Source organism: Eubacterium uniforme (assembly GCF_900167115.1).
GTDB classification, from domain to species: domain Bacteria; phylum Bacillota; class Clostridia; order Lachnospirales; family Lachnospiraceae; genus Eubacterium_S; species Eubacterium_S uniforme.
Map to the genome: position 1 here is coordinate 26,500 of NZ_FUXZ01000013.1, position 17,391 is coordinate 43,890.

General features: G+C 32.4%; 17 protein-coding genes. 14 read left to right on the forward strand and 3 right to left on the reverse strand.

Annotation, left to right across the window (positions count from 1 at the left end):
• Nucleotide 1: 1 nt before the first annotated feature.
• From B5D16_RS12485 to B5D16_RS10010, 10 genes are all read left to right on the forward strand, one after another.
• On the forward strand, nt 2-166 hold the full coding sequence (locus tag B5D16_RS12485) for a hypothetical protein (RefSeq protein ID WP_159444361.1): 165 nt from the start codon (nt 2-4) through the stop codon (nt 164-166).
• A gap of 3 nt (nt 167-169) precedes the next feature.
• Entirely contained in the window at nt 170-2,281 is a 2,112-nt protein-coding gene (gene brxL, locus B5D16_RS09970; RefSeq protein WP_078766842.1) for a protease Lon-related BREX system protein BrxL, read from the forward strand.
• Between the two features lie 181 nt (nt 2,282-2,462).
• Nucleotides 2,463-5,312, forward strand: coding sequence for a hypothetical protein (locus B5D16_RS09975; protein WP_078766843.1), 2,850 nt, complete (start codon nt 2,463-2,465; stop codon nt 5,310-5,312).
• 81 nt (nt 5,313-5,393) lie between these two features.
• The gene (locus tag B5D16_RS09980) at nt 5,394-7,094 is read left to right on the forward strand and encodes an ATP-binding protein (RefSeq protein ID WP_078766844.1); all 1,701 of its coding nucleotides are present in this window, start codon (nt 5,394-5,396) and stop codon (nt 7,092-7,094) included.
• A gap of 165 nt (nt 7,095-7,259) precedes the next feature.
• Nucleotides 7,260-8,054 carry a hypothetical protein gene (locus tag B5D16_RS09985; RefSeq protein WP_078766845.1) on the forward strand — a complete coding sequence of 265 codons (795 nt, stop codon included), beginning with the start codon at nt 7,260-7,262 and terminating at the stop codon, nt 8,052-8,054.
• Nucleotides 8,055-8,112: 58 nt separating this feature from the next.
• Entirely contained in the window at nt 8,113-8,787 is a 675-nt protein-coding gene (locus B5D16_RS09990; RefSeq protein ID WP_078766846.1) for a DUF3267 domain-containing protein, read from the forward strand.
• 97 nt (nt 8,788-8,884) lie between these two features.
• A complete protein-coding gene (locus B5D16_RS09995) occupies nt 8,885-9,202 on the forward strand; it encodes a DMT family transporter (RefSeq protein WP_078766847.1) in 318 nt (105 codons plus the stop codon).
• A gap of 157 nt (nt 9,203-9,359) precedes the next feature.
• A complete protein-coding gene (locus tag B5D16_RS10000; RefSeq protein ID WP_078766848.1) occupies nt 9,360-9,644 on the forward strand; it encodes a hypothetical protein in 285 nt (94 codons plus the stop codon).
• A gap of 159 nt (nt 9,645-9,803) precedes the next feature.
• Entirely contained in the window at nt 9,804-10,397 is a 594-nt protein-coding gene (locus B5D16_RS10005) for a type IV toxin-antitoxin system AbiEi family antitoxin domain-containing protein (RefSeq protein ID WP_078766849.1), read from the forward strand.
• Nucleotides 10,388-11,287, forward strand: a complete 900-nt coding sequence (locus tag B5D16_RS10010) for a nucleotidyl transferase AbiEii/AbiGii toxin family protein (protein ID WP_078766850.1) — start codon at nt 10,388-10,390, stop codon at nt 11,285-11,287. The genes B5D16_RS10005 and B5D16_RS10010 overlap by 10 nt, the downstream gene beginning before the upstream one ends.
• Nucleotides 11,288-11,298: 11 nt before the next feature.
• Here B5D16_RS10010 and B5D16_RS10015 read toward each other — a convergent pair whose 3' ends face one another.
• On the reverse strand, nt 11,299-12,177 hold the full coding sequence (locus B5D16_RS10015; protein WP_078766851.1) for a LysR family transcriptional regulator: 879 nt from the start codon (nt 12,175-12,177) through the stop codon (nt 11,299-11,301).
• Nucleotides 12,178-12,369: 192 nt separating this feature from the next.
• On the opposite strand from B5D16_RS10015, the gene B5D16_RS10020 reads away from it, so the two are divergent.
• Genes B5D16_RS10020 through B5D16_RS10035 form a run of 4 tightly spaced genes read left to right on the forward strand, consistent with a single transcriptional unit; the run spans nt 12,370 to nt 14,779 of the window.
• Nucleotides 12,370-12,606: a hypothetical protein gene (locus tag B5D16_RS10020; protein WP_078766852.1), complete on the forward strand. Its 237-nt coding sequence runs from the start codon at nt 12,370-12,372 to the stop codon at nt 12,604-12,606.
• 1 nt (nt 12,607) lies between these two features.
• The gene (locus tag B5D16_RS10025; RefSeq protein WP_078766853.1) at nt 12,608-13,609 is read left to right on the forward strand and encodes an alpha/beta hydrolase; all 1,002 of its coding nucleotides are present in this window, start codon (nt 12,608-12,610) and stop codon (nt 13,607-13,609) included.
• Between the two features lie 33 nt (nt 13,610-13,642).
• Nucleotides 13,643-14,215 carry a cyclophilin-like fold protein gene (locus B5D16_RS10030; protein WP_078766854.1) on the forward strand — a complete coding sequence of 191 codons (573 nt, stop codon included), beginning with the start codon at nt 13,643-13,645 and terminating at the stop codon, nt 14,213-14,215.
• A gap of 12 nt (nt 14,216-14,227) precedes the next feature.
• Nucleotides 14,228-14,779, forward strand: coding sequence for an NAD(P)H-dependent oxidoreductase (locus B5D16_RS10035; protein WP_078766855.1), 552 nt, complete (start codon nt 14,228-14,230; stop codon nt 14,777-14,779).
• Between the two features lie 72 nt (nt 14,780-14,851).
• Here the strand turns inward: B5D16_RS10035 and aroA are convergent, their stop codons facing one another.
• Nucleotides 14,852-16,135, reverse strand: coding sequence for a 3-phosphoshikimate 1-carboxyvinyltransferase (gene aroA / locus B5D16_RS10040; protein ID WP_078766856.1), 1,284 nt, complete (start codon nt 16,133-16,135; stop codon nt 14,852-14,854).
• 144 nt (nt 16,136-16,279) lie between these two features.
• Complete coding sequence (locus B5D16_RS10045) at nt 16,280-17,377, reverse strand: prephenate dehydrogenase (RefSeq protein WP_078766857.1); 1,098 nt, start codon at nt 17,375-17,377, stop codon at nt 16,280-16,282.
• Nucleotides 17,378-17,391: the final 14 nt, after the last annotated feature.

The following is a 17,391-nucleotide window of genomic DNA, read 5'->3' on the forward strand; positions in this document are numbered from 1 at the left end:
AATGACTGATGAAAAAATACAAAAACACCCCAATACATATAGTCAGAGAGGAAGTAATATTCCTACTCAACCTAGTGTACCTAAGATGCCTAAAACAAAATCAAATTCACAATTAAGTGGAAATCAAAATTCTTTAAATAAGAATAATAACGGTGATAGGAGATAATAAATGGATATTATAACTGAGAATAATGAAAATGTCCAAGATAGTGATAATACTTATATTATAAATCGTAAATTAAGAAATATTTTTGATGGAAAGATAGTTAGAAAAGACTTAACAAAACATATTAAAGAGGGTGCTAATGTACCTGTATATGTATTGGAATATTTGTTAGGTCAGTATTGTAATTCAGAAGATGAAGATATAATCGAGGATGGCGTAAAGAATGTAAAAAGAATATTAAGTGAAAATTTTGTACGTCCAGATGAATCTGAAAAAGTCTTATCAAGATTACGTCAAAGAGGAACTATGAGCATCATTGATAGAGTAACGGTTAGTTTGAATCTTAGATATGATGAGTATGAAGCACAGTTTTCTAATTTAGGATTAGCTGGCATCCCAATATCAGAAGAATATCCGGAAAAATATGATAGGCTTTTGTGTGGAGGAATTTGGTGTATTATTAATCTTGAGTATAATCAGGAACAATTTGATTCGGGTATTATTGTAGAGAATAAAAAGAAAAGTAAAGATGTACCGCTTATAACAATTAGTAAATTGAAACCTATTCAGATGCCTTCAGTAGATATTAATGAACTTAAGGAAGGAAGAAAAGAGTTTACAAAAGATGAATGGATTAGTATAATGCTTCGTTCTATAGGAATGGAACCAGATAAGCTATCAGAACGTGAAAAATGGTTATTGTTACTTCGTATGGTTCCGTTAGTAGAAAATAACTTTAATCTTTGCGAACTGGGGCCAAGAAGTACTGGAAAATCTCATATTTATAAAGAGGTTTCTCCTAATAGTATTTTAGTGTCAGGTGGACAGACTACAGTAGCAAATCTTTTCTATAACATGGGACGAAATACTATGGGCTTAGTTGGAATGTGGGATTGCGTAGCATTTGATGAAGTTGCAGGTATAAAATTTAAAGATAAAGATGGTGTTCAGATAATGAAAGATTATATGGCATCAGGTTCATTTGCTAGAGGTAAAGAAGAGAAAGCTGCTTCAGCATCAATGGTGTTTGTAGGAAATATTAATCAAAGCGTTGATGTATTATTGAAGACTAGTAGTTTATTTGATCCATTTCCACCAGAAATGGGGACAGATACTGCATTCTTAGATAGAATGCATTGTTATATTCCTGGATGGGAAATTCCAAAATTTAGACCAGAGCACTTTACTAATGATTATGGTTTTATTACTGATTACATGGCGGAATTTATAAGAGAATTACGTAAAGAACAGTATGGAGATGTGATTGATAAGTATTTTAAATTAGGAAAAAACCTTAATCAGAGAGATACTATTGCGGTTCGAAAGATTGTTGGAGGATTAGTTAAGGTAATATATCCTGGAGGAGACTTTACTAAAGAAGAATTAGAAGAAATACTTCAAGTAGCACTTGAAATGAGAAGAAGAGTTAAAGAGCAACTTAAGAAACTTGGTGGTATGGAATTTTATGATGTTAATTTTTCATACATAGATAATGAAACATTTGAAGAAAAATATGTTTCAGTACCTGAACAAGGTGGAGGAAAACTTATTCCTGAAGGTATGTTAAATCCAGGACAGGTTTATAGTGTTTCTCATGGAAAGAGTGGAATGATTGGTGTGTTTAGACTGGAATCACAGATGTTACCTGGAAACGGAAAATTTAATTGTACAGGTTTAGGCTCTGATCGGGATTGTAAAGAGGCTACAAACACTGCTTACAGTTATTTAAAGGCAAATGGAAATCATATAAGTGGAAGTATAGGTTTAAGTACAAAAGACTATATGATAAATTATCAGGATCTTCAGGGAATAGGTCTGACAAGTAAGCTTGCTTTGCCTACTTTAATCGCATTATGTTCAATTGCATTAGGTAAACCAATTCTAAGTTCTATGGTTGTATTGGGTGAAATTAGTATAAGTGGAACGCTCATAAAGGAAGATAATCTTGCGGATACTTTGCAAGTATGCTTGGATAGTGGGGCAAAGAAAGTACTTTTACCTCAAACAGCTGCAACTGACCTTGGAACTGTTCCACCGGAATTGATAAGTGGTTTTAATTTAGTGTTTTATAGTAGTGCTGAGGATGCTGTGTTTAAAGCGTTAGGGGTTGAATGAAAAAGTCTAGAAACAACGATAATGATTTTTGAATTAATATTTGGAAATAATATGACCATATGAAAAGACATGAGTAGATATAGAATTAAATAAGCTTTGTTATTAAAAACAAGTGAGGGATTTATAATTGAAACGTGATTTATTAGATGAAGCATACAGAAAATTAAAAGGAAGTGTATTTATGGATAAAACTTTACCATATATACGATATGAAATCGCAAAGTTTGAAAATGAAAAATTCGAAACTAAATTAAATAGATTATTAGAAGCTATAAATGATGAGAAAAAGTGGGGTTTATTGGAATGTGAGATTTTGGATTCCATAAAAGCATATACTTTTCCTAAAAAAATATGCTCTGAGAAAACTGAGAGATGTGAACCAATTGTAATTTCAAATGTATGTTCAGACTCTGTATGCGTTGAAAAATATAATAATTTTATAGATTTATCAATAGAAGGTCACATTTTAAGTGTTCTTTGGATTTTGCTTGTCGGATATAAGATAGATAAAAATTTACCAGATAATTGTTTCGGTAAACGCTTATGTGATAAATTAATATTTTCTGAAGGAAGAGTTTCTGAATCGCCTAGCTTGTTTAAACCATATTATAGACAGTATGTAACATGGAGAAATCAAGGGTTAATAAGTGCAGATAATGTTGTAAACCAAGAGAATCAGAGTGTTATTATTACTATGCTTGATTTGAATAGGTATTACTATAATATTGACTATACTGATTCAAAATTTAAACGAGTGACAAACGTGGGTGATAATTCAAGTGATGAAATAATAAAAATTAATAATTTGATGTATAAAATAATGCAAAGATATTCAGAAATTTTAGGAATAAAAAATAGAATTATATTACCTATAGGTTTTTTACCGTCTAATATTTTATCTAATTCATATTTGATTGATTTTGATGATAAAGCAAATAAGTGTAAAAATACTGTATATTATGGTAGATATGTAGATGATATGATTCTTGTTTCACGTGTTGAACCACATGATAAACTTAAAAGTAAAATTACAAAGAATGGTGTAAGTGAAGTTAGTTCTTATATATTAAAAAAATTAGAAACTTTTGGACTTATAGAATGTAAAGACAAAGAGACTATAAGTTTGAGTGAATATGATGGGCTAGATATTCAGAAGGATAAAATTAGATTCTTTTATGTTGATAAAAGTGGATATGATACTATTATTAAAAAAATAGAAAAAGATATTGCTCAAAATACAAGTGAATTTAATTACTTACCAGAAGACTCAAATTCTATGACAAAAGAAGATATATTACAATTTGAAAGAGTAGATACGGTTAATAAATTAAGGTCACTAAATGGAGTTTCGATTGACAAGTATGTTTTATCAAAGGCAATAGGGAAAAATGTTATGATGGCTCCTTTTGTAGAAAAAGAGACTGTAGATTCATTTGTTAATAGTATTGATCAACTTCTAGATTATAAGGAGATTTTGAATAATTATACTCAATGGGAGGGTGTACTAAACTATTATATTATTAATAGAAAATGGGTAAAAGTAATAGATTTTACTGCTAAGGTTGTTTCGGCACTTAGTGAGTTAGATGAAGAGTCATCAAAAATAGGAGAATACTCATATTTAAATAATAGAGGAATTTATTCTGTTGGAGATACACTTGTTAAGTACTATATTGCTTGTCTTACTAGGTCTATGGCTATTGTTTGGGGAAAGAATATACAGGAGATACTTGAAAAGATTTCATTACTATTAATGAAATTAGAGTCATATAGTGTATTTGAAAATGAATTATCAATAAGGTCTATTAATAAATTACGTAGATATTACTGTAATTCTAGAATGGTGAATAGCAACTTGCTTCCTATAAGCTTAGAGGAATGTATGAATGCTTTTGAACTAAATGATAATGCTGAAAAAGAAATTTGTTTTTATGAAATAGACGAATATTTTAATTCGGACTGTTATCAAAAATATTTAAAAAAGAATAAAAAATATAAGCCTTATATATCATCGCCATTTGAAATATTATATACATCAATTATTAAATCAATCAAAGAAAACAAGATTGATCTATTAGATGATAATTATTGGGTAGATTATATGTGTAAGAAATATGTTGAAAACTTTAATAAATCAGATCAATTATATTTAAAAAAATATATTGAGGGTAAAAGAATAGATTCTGAAGGCAATATTATTATTAATGAAAAAAATGAGGAGAATAATGTTAAGAATGGGAAATATCGCATTGCAGTTGCTAATGTGAGAATGCAAGAAAGCGATTTTCAAGATATTTTATCAGGGAAAAAAAGAAATATTTCAAAAAGATGTAATGAAATAAGCAAGATTGTGAATGAGGCAATTCGTTATAGTAGTGATGTGCTTGTATTTCCTGAAGCGTATATACCAATAACATTTTTGCCTGTTATTCAAAAAAAGGCGGCTTTGCATAACATGATTGTAATTGGAGGAATTGAGCATATTAGAAATGGAGATTATGTATATAATTTGACTGTAACCTTATTGCCTATTGTAAATAGTGATATGAGATATATAGTTCCGTTTTTCCATCCTAAGGTATATTATTCTCCAGAAGAAGAAAGTATGATTAAAAAGTATAAGTGTATTCCGATTGAAGGAAAGGGACATACGTTGTTTAGGTGGAAGAATCTTTCTTTTGTAACCTTTTGTTGTTATGAACTTACTTCTCTTGAGGAACGATGTAAGTTTAAAAGAGAGGCGGATATTGTGTTTGGAGTGGAGTGGAATAAAGATACAAAATATTTTAGCAATATAATCGAAGCCTTAAGTAGAGATCGTTGTTGCTTTTGTGCACAATCAAATATGTCAGAATATGGAGATAGTAGAATTGTACAACCTACTAAAAACGAAATAATGAATATTGCAAGAGTAAAAGGTGGAATTAATGGTACGGTAATAATAGATGAAATCGATGTTGCTGGATTAAGAAAACATATAAAATCACCTTCTAAAAATGGAGGTTTTAAACCATTGCCTGCAGGGTATTAATTATGAAAAAAAATAGATGGATATGTATCAAATAACAATTCTTTCAATATTTTTTATATAAAAAGAAAGGAAAACGTTAGTATGTGTAAGATAAAGGGAATAACAATTTCACACTTTCGAGGTGTTCCTAATGACATAAATTTGAATTTTACTCGAAATAAAGTGCCGACATCTTTGATGATATTTGGTGATAATGGTTCAGGTAAATCAAGCATAATTGATGCAATTGAGTTATCAACGCAGGGAACAATACAGTCAGTTCCTTCTTTTCAATCAGATAAGTGGATTTATAATTCTATTTCTTTAAAGAATGAAAAGTCGGTTTCTTCGGAAATTATTCTATCGTTAACTGATGATAGAATTAATAAGGTTTATATTCATAAAAACGAGGAAGTTGGAAGAGTTACTGGACAAGTAAGTGTTTTATCTGAATTTAGAAATGCACCCTTTGTATTACGTAGACAAGATATTCTAAATTTTTGGAGTCTTCCCAGCCAGCAAAAATTAAATGTTTTCAGAAGTTATGTAATGACAGAAACTCCTATAATGGAAACACCAGTTTCAGAAAAAATGGATTCAGTTGAAAAGGATAGATTAACCTTAAAACATGAAAAGAGAGAGATTATAGATAGATTATCCAAATATTACGGATTTGATTCTAAAGATATGTCTATGAAATCTAAAGAAGAAGTTTATTCATATATAAGATTATTTGAAAACGTTAAGCAGCTAAATCAAATAAAAATAAATAATCCTCGATATAATGATATTAATAGACTTAAAGAAGTGTATTTAGAGATTCAAAAATTAAATAAAAAACACAAAGAATTGAGAAAGAGTCAAGAAAGAACGGTAAAAAGTAATCAACTTCAGAATATTATGACTGAAATTGCACCGATAGTAACGGATACATTTAAAATAATATCAAGAACAAATGATTACGTAAAAAGTATACGTATTTATGTAGGATCAATTTCTGCTCTTTCAATGAATTTTACAGTACAACTTGATAATGGCAGCGAGGTTGATCCAATAATGTTATTTTCTGAGGCAAATTGTGATCTTTTGGCATTGCTTATTTATTTTGAGTTTATTCACCAATCAGTAGAACGAGGACAGGCCAAAGTGCTTGTTTTAGATGATGTATTTCAAAGTATTGATTCAAATATTAGATATAGAATTATGCAATATGTAATAGATCGTTTCTTTGATTGGCAGATTATAATTACTACTCATGATAGATTGTGGAAAGAGCAGTTGACTCAATTATTCAGAAATCATTCAAAGGATATTCAACAGATAGAAATAACGAATTGGTCGTTTGATGTAGGACCAAGAGTAGTAAGTGCATTAAATAATTACGATGAAAAATTGCTATCATCAATGGAAAATGGAAGTACAGCCGATATTTGTGCAAGTGCAGGATATATGCTTGAGTATATGTGTGAGAAATTAAGTTGTATTTTTTCGATAAGTATACATAGACGTTTTGGAGATAAATATACTATTGGGGATTTATGGCCGGGTATTTATAAAATTTTAAAAAAAAGTAAAGCTAAAAATGTATTTAGTGAACTTAATGATTTGGTTTACCTAAGAAATATGGCTGGAAGTCATTACAATGAATGGAGTATTTCACTTTCGAGATCAGAAGCTGAAGATTTTGGTAAGGCGGTACTTGACGCATATTATCATATTTGCTGCAAAAAATGCGGTCGATGGATAAAAAACATAGATGATATATCTGAAATTGATTATAGTAAGATATGTTGTGAAAAATAATAGATTAATTTTTGATGAATTAGTTGGTTGAAAGATAAAACAGTTAATCATATTGATAATATAAAGGGTAGTATCATAACACCACTAACTCTTTTGGGGTAAATAATTAAGCATAATAAATAATAGGAAAAAGGAAGAGAAATGATTTAATAGGTGAAGAATAGAGTGAAGGATAAAGTAAAAGAAAGAATATTACTTGATTTAGTACAACAAAATAAAGATATTATTAATTTTTATTCAGTTTCTAAGGAAGAAAAACAAAAAATATTGGAAATAATAAGTACTGCTGAAGATAATAAAACAGAATATGTTTTTCCGGATTTCGTGTTTGATAATGGTTTTATTGAACATTTTCAGATTACGTCATCACATACTAATAGAAATGGATCCTATATGGAAAGGAAGAATGCTGAAGTTTATCGTGAGTTTAAAAAGAAAATGAAAGAGGCCGATGAAAAACTGTCTAATGGAGAAAAATGGATTGAATCATTTTCTGTAGAACCAGTTTTACAAGATAAACAATCGTATTCTTATTTAATAAAATCCTTCAAGGATGGTTTTGAAAAGCATTTGGAAAGTTTAGAAAAATATGAGGGGATCAAAGAGGTAGGTATTTTTTTGATAGAATATTCAGATTCTGTATTGAGGAAAAATATTAAAAATATAGAGGATTTAAGAAGTATTTTTTCATATGGAGATGTTTCAAAAAATGATAAAAAGGTTTATATGCTATCTAAAGATATTGATTTGTTAAAGTATGTTTTTACAAAAAAAGAGAAAGTAGATTATATAATCTTTGTTAATAGAAGTTGTGTTGATGGATTATATATAGAAGTGATAAAAACAGAGAAGATAATTGAATTAGTGGATATTTTGAAAGATGGATATATTTTTTATCCAATAAATTTATATACGGGTAAGTTTTCTATAGGAGTAAAACGATTTGGTGATTTATGTTGACAACTTAGTATCATCTCGCTACTAACTATTTAACACCAACATTTAGGAGGGTATAAGAATGAACGAAAATCAAAACGCCAAGCGTACGCTTACGCAGGCTGAGATTAGAAGGGCGGAACTTTTAAAGGAGAGAGAAGAAAAACTATTTGCTGATGGATATGAAAGGCATGATTTGACTACCACTGTTGAAAAGGCTAATTCGACTGGTTACTTATTGCCGCTTCCATTTGCTGTGGTGATATTTATTTTATTTATTGGATTGCATGGATTTAAAGATACGATTGATATTCTTAAGAATCATACGGGTCTATGGATAGCGGGTGTATTTGCTTTTTTGATTTCTAATATTGTGCTTGCATTTGTTCACGAATGTATACATGCTATCTTTTGGGCGATGGGTACAGAACATGGTTTTAAGGACATTGAACTTGGTTTTATTAAGGAGCAAATAACTCCTTATTGCACGAGTAAGGCGCCTCTTTCTAAAGGCAGGTATATACTTGGTTCTCTTATGCCAGCGACGATTCTTGGATTGGGATTTGGTATTACTGGTGTTATTACGGGGAATTTCCTTTTTTTGATGATTGGCGTTTGCCAGATTTTAGCTGGTGCGGGAGATTTATTGGTAAGTAGTATGTTGCTTCGTTATAAGACAGCTGGAAAGGATGTAGTTCTTATGGATCATCCGACAGAAGTGGGATTGATTGTGTATGATAAAAATTTAAATATTTAGGCGCCAGCTGCCACCGGGTAGCTAGGAATAACGTCATTTCTTTATCGTTAGGTCTTAGAAGATAAAGAAGTGGCGTTTTATTTTTGGAGGTAGAAAAATGGAATGGATAATGTTGTTATTTGCTGGTATTTTGGAAGTGACATGGGCATGTGCTATGAAAGCATCGGATGGATTTAAGATTCTTGTTCCATCGATAGTTACGGTTGTTGGGTATATATTTAGTGCGGTTTTTTTGGCATTTGCTCTAAAGAAGTTGCCGCTTGGTACGGCTTATGCCATGTGGACTGGGTTTGGTATTATTGGAACTTCAATTTTAGGCATTATGCTTTTTAATGAAAAACTATCATTGATGCAGATGGTTTGTGTCTTAATGATTGCTGTGGGAATTGTTGGATTGAAGTTGCTGGGGGATTAAATGTAGATAAGAAATCTTCTTGCTGTTTTAAAACTATATTGACAAATGGAATTAAGGTTCGTATAATTGATAATGAAATAGAACGTATGTTCGTTAGACGATTTTGGCTTTTGCAAAATATTTCTCTATTAAATTACTATGTAGGTAGGTGAATGTTATGGAAGCGAAAAGATACGATGTGGATATAATCTGCCAGTATTCGAAGGAGGGAAACATAATTCCTCTTCGAATTCGTGTGGTTGGTGATGATGGTGAGCCACGAGTATTTAAGATAGATTCGTATAAGGAGTTATCAGGTAATGGCACATATACAACTAATGACGGTGTATATGTTACTAATCGAACTATATTTTTTGAATGTAAGATTGATGTTGATGGTTCTACGCGAGAAATAAGGCTTTATTACAGAGAGTGTGAGAATAATTGGTTTATAACGGCGTAGGGGGAGATATGCTTTATTTTCAAATTTTAGAGATAGTGGTCTGTATACAAGTTCACTGTCTTTTCTTGACTTTTTTTATGCCAGACGATATAATGGATTTATTAAACTATACAAAAAGTATTAAGAAATTGTATAATATAGTAAAGCGAGGGGGATGACATGAGTGAAAGTATTAGAACTGTTTTTGAACAATATGGTGGTCTGATGAGAACAATAGAACTAAAAAAAGAAGGATTTTATTATAAAAAAATCCAGCATTTGCTAGAAGAAGGCAAGATAGAGCAAGTTAGGCGTGGTTACTATCAGTATTCAGGAGAGGATTCTTTTTCAGATATTCCGACAATTAAAAAATTATTTCCAGATGGAGTAATCTGTATGGAGAGTGCTCTGGATTATTATGGTTATACGGATAAAACTCCAGCAGCGTGGCATCTGGCGGTAGATAATAAAAGCACAAGAACCAGATTTTATATTGATTATCCTATTGTAAAGCCACACTTTATTCAAAGTGATCGTTATCAGGTGGGGATTGAAGAGGCTGAAATTGACGGCAAATCAGTTATGATTTACGACAGAGAAAGAACAATTTGTGACTTGCTTCTACATAGAAATAAAGTGGATGGAGAAGTTTTCAATATAGCTATTCAGCGATATGTACAAGACCCCAAAAAAGTTGAGGCGAGACTTATGAAATATGCGAAACTACTTCATGTGGAAAAAAAGGTAAGGGAGATACTTGGAGTATGGCTATAAAGAACATGGAGGCATCGGTGCTGACAAGATTAAAGATTCAGTCAAAAGAAGAAGGAATTCCATTTCAGATGGTACTTCAGCTTTTTGCACAGGAAGAATTTCTGAGAAAACTATCTCTTTCTAAGTATGCTGAAAATTTAATTTTAAAGGGTGGTATGTTTATTTATACGCTTACGGAATTTGATTCAAGGCCAACGAGGGATATTGATTTTTTGATAAAGAATTTTCATGGAAGTTTGGAGAACATAGAACAGACTATGAGGAACATATGCAATATAAGTACAGGGAATGATTTTATAACATTGGAGATTCTGGGGACAGAGACTATTTCAATAGATAAAAAATATCCAGGTGTAAAAACTTCTTTTATGGGACGTATAGGAAGGGTGAAGATTCCGTTTTCTATTGATGTTGGAATTGATGATATCATTGTACCTAATCCAATAAAGAGGATGATTGTTACAAGGTTACCTGATTTCGTTTCTCCAGAGGTTTTCACATATTCACTTGAAAGTACTATTGCAGAAAAATTTGATGCAATTCTTCAAAGAATGTCTGGAACAAGTAGAATGAAAGATTTTTATGATATTTATTATTTGTCAGGAATTTTTGATTTTGAAGGAGGGATTCTTATGGAAGCTGTAAAAAGAACTTTGGCTCATCGAAATAGAGAATTGCCAACGGATGTTTTTGAGGAAATTGATGATTTTAAGAATAATGACGCGTTAAATATCCAGTGGAATGCTTTTAATCCAGCAAAAGAATCTAGATTATTATTTGATGATGTGTTAGACCGGTTAGTAGTCTTTCTTGAACCAATTTATCAGAATATACTAACAGATTCAAATTATAACAAACGATGGAATTGTGAGAGTAAGATGTGGATATAATCAGTCAGTACTCAAATTTGAAAAGCTTCTTTTAAATGAGTTAAAAATCTTTCAGCAATAGGAGTGAATGCTTGATATCTATTCCATGCGATATATATTTTATTCTCAAGCTTTGGAGAGAGTGGTCTGAATACAAGACCGCTGTTTTTTGAAGTATTAACAAGATGTTCATAGGTGAGTAGGTAGCCTAAGCCTTCCATGGCAAAAAGAGAACCATTATAGGATAGGCGAAATGAACCTTCTAATTGAAGTTCTTTAAATCTGCTACCAGCCCAGTTTTTTATATCACCAGTCCAAGCCTGGTCAGAACAGAATAATGGCAAATCGATAAGGTCATCCAAATGGATGGCTTTTTTCTTCGCTAGAGGATCGGTGGCTGGAATAATAAGGCCCCATGTGTCTGCCTGAGGGAATTCGATATAATCGTATTTGCGGCTATCTGGTTGTTCTACTAGCACAACAAAATCAAGTAGACCTTTGTCTACTTTTTCAGAAAGTTGTTCCGTATCGCCACTTGTGATGTGATAATGAAGCTTAGGATAGTTCTGTTTAAAATCTTTTATTGACCTTGCGAGGTGTCGAAGCTGGTATGATTCAGCAAGGCCAAGATAGAGCTCTCCACCGTCTATATCATCTAATGATACAAATTCTTGTTCGATTTTATCAGCCATGCTTACTAAATCTTCTGCGCGGTTGCGAAGTAGGATGCCTTCTTCGGTAAGCTTGATGCTAAATGAGTGTCTTGTGAATAATTTTTTACCTAGTTCTTCTTCTAATGATTTAAGCTGCTTTGATAGTGTAGGTTGGGTTACGTGTAGAAGTTTGGCGGCTCTACTCATATTTTCTTCTCTTGCTACGGCTAAAAAGTATCTTAATGTTCTAATTTCCATAATAACCTCCTTGTATATTCGCAGTATAAACTTAAAATACTATGTATTTTTCGTTCTTCGGCATTTGCTGAAGAGATATATGATATTCCAAATATGCATATCATGATATTCATTATAACCATTAGCGCATGAATATGCAAGGGAGTATAATTAAGATGTAAATTAAATTGGTCTGATAAGTGAGGTGATCACATGGACAGAAAAAAACTGAAGCAATGTCTTTCGGATATAGGATGTAAAGAAGATGCATCGGAGTATATTCTTAGGAGATTTGAATCTGGAAGCATGGAAGATATGTTTCAACTTTTAAAAAGAGAACGTTGCCGCATAATGGATGAATATCATGAATGTGGGAAAAAACTAGATTGCATGGATTTTATACTTAGGGAATGTGAAAAAGAAATAAAAATTAAAAATGGAGGTGTCTAATATGATTAGAAAAGAAGAACTTAGTATGGTAACAGAGTGGGATAAGACTTTTAAAAAGAGTGATAAAGTGGAGCATAGCAAGGTGACATTCGTTAATCGTTATGGAATAACACTTGTAGCTGATATGTATGTACCGAAAGATGCGAAGGGTAAGCTTCCTGCTATAGCGGTATCGGGACCATTTGGTGCGGTTAAGGAACAGTGCTCTGGGCTTTATGCACAAAATATGGCGGAAAGAGGATTCCTTACAATTGCTTTTGATCCATCTTTTACAGGCGAAAGCGGCGGACAGCCTAGATACATGGCATCTCCAGATATCAATACAGAAGATTTTATGGCCGCTGTGGACTTTTTATCACTAAATGATAAAGTTGATCCAGACAGAATCGGGATTTTAGGCATATGCGGTTGGGGTGGCATGGCTATTAATGCAGCTGCTCTTGATACAAGAATTAAAGCCACAGTTGCATCTACCATGTATGACATGACTAGGGTAAATGCAAATGGATATTTCGACTCTGAGGATAGTGAAGAAGAGCGTTTCAAAAAGAAGAAAGCTATGTGCGCTCAGAGACTAGAAGATCTTAAAAATGGTGAATATAAGCTTGGCGGTGGTGTGGTTGATCCACTTCCAGAGGATGCACCTTACTTTGTAAAGGATTATTATGATTATTATAAGACAAATCGTGGATATCACGCTCGTTCTTTAAACTCTAATGGCGGTTGGAATGTAATAGGATGTGAGTCATTCATAAACCAGCCTATTTTAAAATATAGCAATGAAATTAGAAGTGCAGTTCTTGTTATGCACGGCGAGAAGGCACATTCATGCTACTTTGGAAAAGATGCATATGCAAATATGGTAAAAGACAGCAAATACGCTGATAACAAAGAACTTTTGATTATACCAGAAGCATCTCACACAGATCTTTATGATGGTGGCGACAAGGATTATATTCCATTTGATAAGTTAGAGAGTTTCTTTAATGAGTATTTGAAGTAAAAGTTGTAGTTGTTAATTGCAAGTAGGTGTAATATGATTTCTAAGAAAATTATAGTAATAGTGGCGTTAATTATGGTGTTTTTAACGGGATGTAGTGCGGATAATTCTAGTGATAATCAAAAAGATATTAAGGTAGAACATAAGGAATCTAGCACTACGATAAATACAAATGAATCTAGTACTAGGATGAATACGAATGAATCTAAGGAGACGGCTGAAATGAAAAAAACGGATAAAAGCACACTAGCAGATGATCAAATTCGTGTAACAGTAGGGACTAGTTCATTTATTGTGAACTTAGAAGATAATGAAACAGCTAAAGAATTAAGAGAAATGCTTACAGATAAGGACTTGACTATTTCAGCAGAAAATTACGGTGGATTTGAAAAAGTCTGTCAGCTAGGTAAAACTCTACCTCGTAAAGATGAAGATATTACAACTGAAGCTGGAGATGTAATGTTATATAGTGGAAATCAGATTGTATTCTTTTATGGTACTAATTCATGGGCATATACTAAACTTGGTAAAGTGGAAGAGTCGAGTTTAGAGGAATTGGAAAGGGTTTTAAGTGGTTCGGAGACAGAGGTTACGTTGAGTGTGAAATGAGGAGGTACTCGTATGATTTTATTTATAAATGCGTGTGTTCGTAAAGAGTCGAGAACTTTACGATTAGCTAAGAATCTTTTGGATACTCTTGAAGGAGAGATTAAAGAAGTTCAATTGGAAAAGGTTGAATTTCCTATTGTTGATGAGGAGTTTATAAATCATCGCGAGGATTTAAAGAATTCCAGCAAATACGATGATCCAATGTTTGATCTTGCAAGAGATTTCGCAAATGCGGATTTGATTGTGGTAGCAGCGCCTTACTATGATTTGTCATTTCCTGCGATGGTAAAGCAGTATTTTGAGCAAATAAATGTTTTAGGATTAACATTTACTTATTCAGAATCTGGTGCACCAGTAGGACTTTGTAAGGCTAAAAGTTTATATTACGTAACAACTGCAGGAGGTCCAATTATATCGGATGATTATGGCTTTGGTTATGTAAAAGCACTTGCTAATGCATTCTATGGAATTAATGATGTAAAGCAAATTAAGGCTGAGGGTCTTGATATAATAGGAGCTGATGTAGAGGCGATACTTGCGGAAGCTAATTTGAAGTTTGTATAGGGTGAGTATTGTTTTGAGAGAAGTATTGTATGGTAAAAGGTGAGCCGTGATGCTCACCTTTTTTCGTATTTTTTACCCCAAACTCTCCAAATCCTCATAAAAGTTCGGATATGAAATTTTTACAACATCACTATCTGGGATATCTGTTTCGCCATCGGCATTAAGGCCACATATAGCGAATGACATTGCGATACGGTGATCTAGAGCACTATCGATTTTACAACCTATTAGTTTATTAGGTGTTTCGACATTTTCATTTATAATCATGCCATCATCGGTAGCTTTAATATCACATCCCATTGCTTTTAAGTGTGAAACCATGATGTCGATACGATTTGATTCTTTTACTTTAAGTTCAGCTGCATCTTTTATAATTGTTTTTCCTTTTGCGTATGCAGCTATAACAGCTATTACTGGGATTTCATCTATTAAAGTTGGAATTATATCACCACCGATAGTACAACCGTGAAGTTCACTTGTTTTAACAGTAATATCAGCTGTCTTTTCGCCAGTATTATTTACATTTGCTAGAGTGATATTTCCACCCATCATTTCAATTACTTTTATGATGCCATCTCTTGTTGGGTTTATACCAACATTCTTAACTGTGATTTCTGAATTTGGTGTTATAAGTCCTAATACTAAAAAGTATGCAGCGGATGATATATCACCAGGAACGTTAATATCTATTCCATTAAAATCTGAAGCTGTTTTAACTGTAGCAGTAGTACCTTCTGATTTACAATCTATACCAAATTGGTTAAACATTATTTCACTATGGTTTCTACTAAGACTAGGTTCAGTAACTGAAGTTTCACCATCAGCGTATAATCCTGCAAGTAATATTGATGATTTAATCTGAGCTGAAGCAACAGGTGAATCATAATGAATTCCTTTTAATTTTTTACCATTTATAATAAGTGGAACACATCCATTATCTTTTTCACTTTTAATGTCAGCACCCATTTGCGACAGAGGAGTGATAATTCTTTTCATAGGTCTCTTTCTAAGAGAATCATCTCCATCAAGTCTACAAGAAAAGTTCTGCGCTGCAAGTATACCACTAATAAGTCTTGTAGTTGTTCCGCTATTTCCAACATCAAGTGTTTCACTAGGCTCTTTAAGACCATGAAGTCCAACACCTTGTATTGTAACTTTATCATCCTTAACGTCAATATCAACGCCCATTTTTCTAAAACAGTCTATAGTTGATAAACAATCAGCACCCATTAGAAAGTTTGTTATTGTAGTAGTACCATTAGCTAAACTTCCAAGCATTATTGCTCTATGTGAAATTGATTTGTCGCCTGGTACTGTAATAGTACCAGTAAGATTAGTTTTTCTTTTAAAAATCATAATAAAACCTTTCGTAAAATTTTGATGAATTTTCCTCACTGGTTAAATCGTTGTAAAGGATACAACGATTTAATCCCTACGGGACACAAAGTCCTTCGGACTTTGCACAGTTACGCTCGGAAAAATTTTGATAATTTTTCCTCACTACTTCCTCTTAATAACTGTAATTCCGCCTGTTTGTAGGACTGATACTGCGTGATCTCTATCTGAATCATCATAAAGTTCAAGTAAAAGTACGCCTTCTTCAAACATACGATTATGTATAATACCAATATTTTTAATTGAAATGTCATTCTTAGCAAGAAGCGTAGCGATTCTAGCAATAACGCCGGCTTCATCTTCAACATCGCAGTATATCATGGATGGTTTAAAGATAGCGCCACCCTTATCAGGGAATGAATCTCTATACTCACGGCTAGATGCAAACATTTCATTAATCGCCTGACCGTTTTTGGTATCAACATACTCTTTAGCTTTTTGCATTTCTTTTATAAATTTATCAAGCATAATTGAAATGCTCTTTGAATTACTTGTACAAATCTGCTCCCACATCTCAGGGGATGAAGAAGCAATTCTTGTAATATCCTTAAAACCGCCAGCGGCGATAGTTTTCATCGTACCTTCTTCGTTATCTGAATTCTTAACAACATTAACAAGTGAAGAAGCAATCAAATGTGGCATATGACTAATTGCAGCCACAACCATGTCGTGTTCATTATGATCAAGTACAATTGGAATAGCCCCAATCTCCGCAGCAAATGCTTTATATTCCTCAACCTTATCCATAGGAGATAAAGGAGAAGTACTAATTACATAGTATGCATTTTCAAAAAGATGATTATTTGAATTTTCATAACCAGTTTTTTCTGAGCCTGCCATAGGATGTCCACCTATGAAATTACGTTCAAGTCCAACCTTTTCAATGGCTTCATGAATTGGAGTTTTAACACTTCCAACATCTGTAATAATCGCATCTTTCTTTATAATGTTTTTTAATGTTTCAAGATATGTATTATTCTGTTCAACAGGAGTACATAAGAATATGTAATCACATTCAGAAAATTTTTCGTCTATATCATCTGCAATTTCATCAACCATACCTTCAGAGTATGCAAGCTCAAGTCTTGATTTAGTTCTGTTGTAGGCGATGATCTTTACATCTGGATTTACTCTTTTTACTGATTTGGCAATTGAACCCCCTATTAGTCCAAGGCCAATAAAACCTAGTGTTAAATCTTTCATATTTTTTCCTCTTT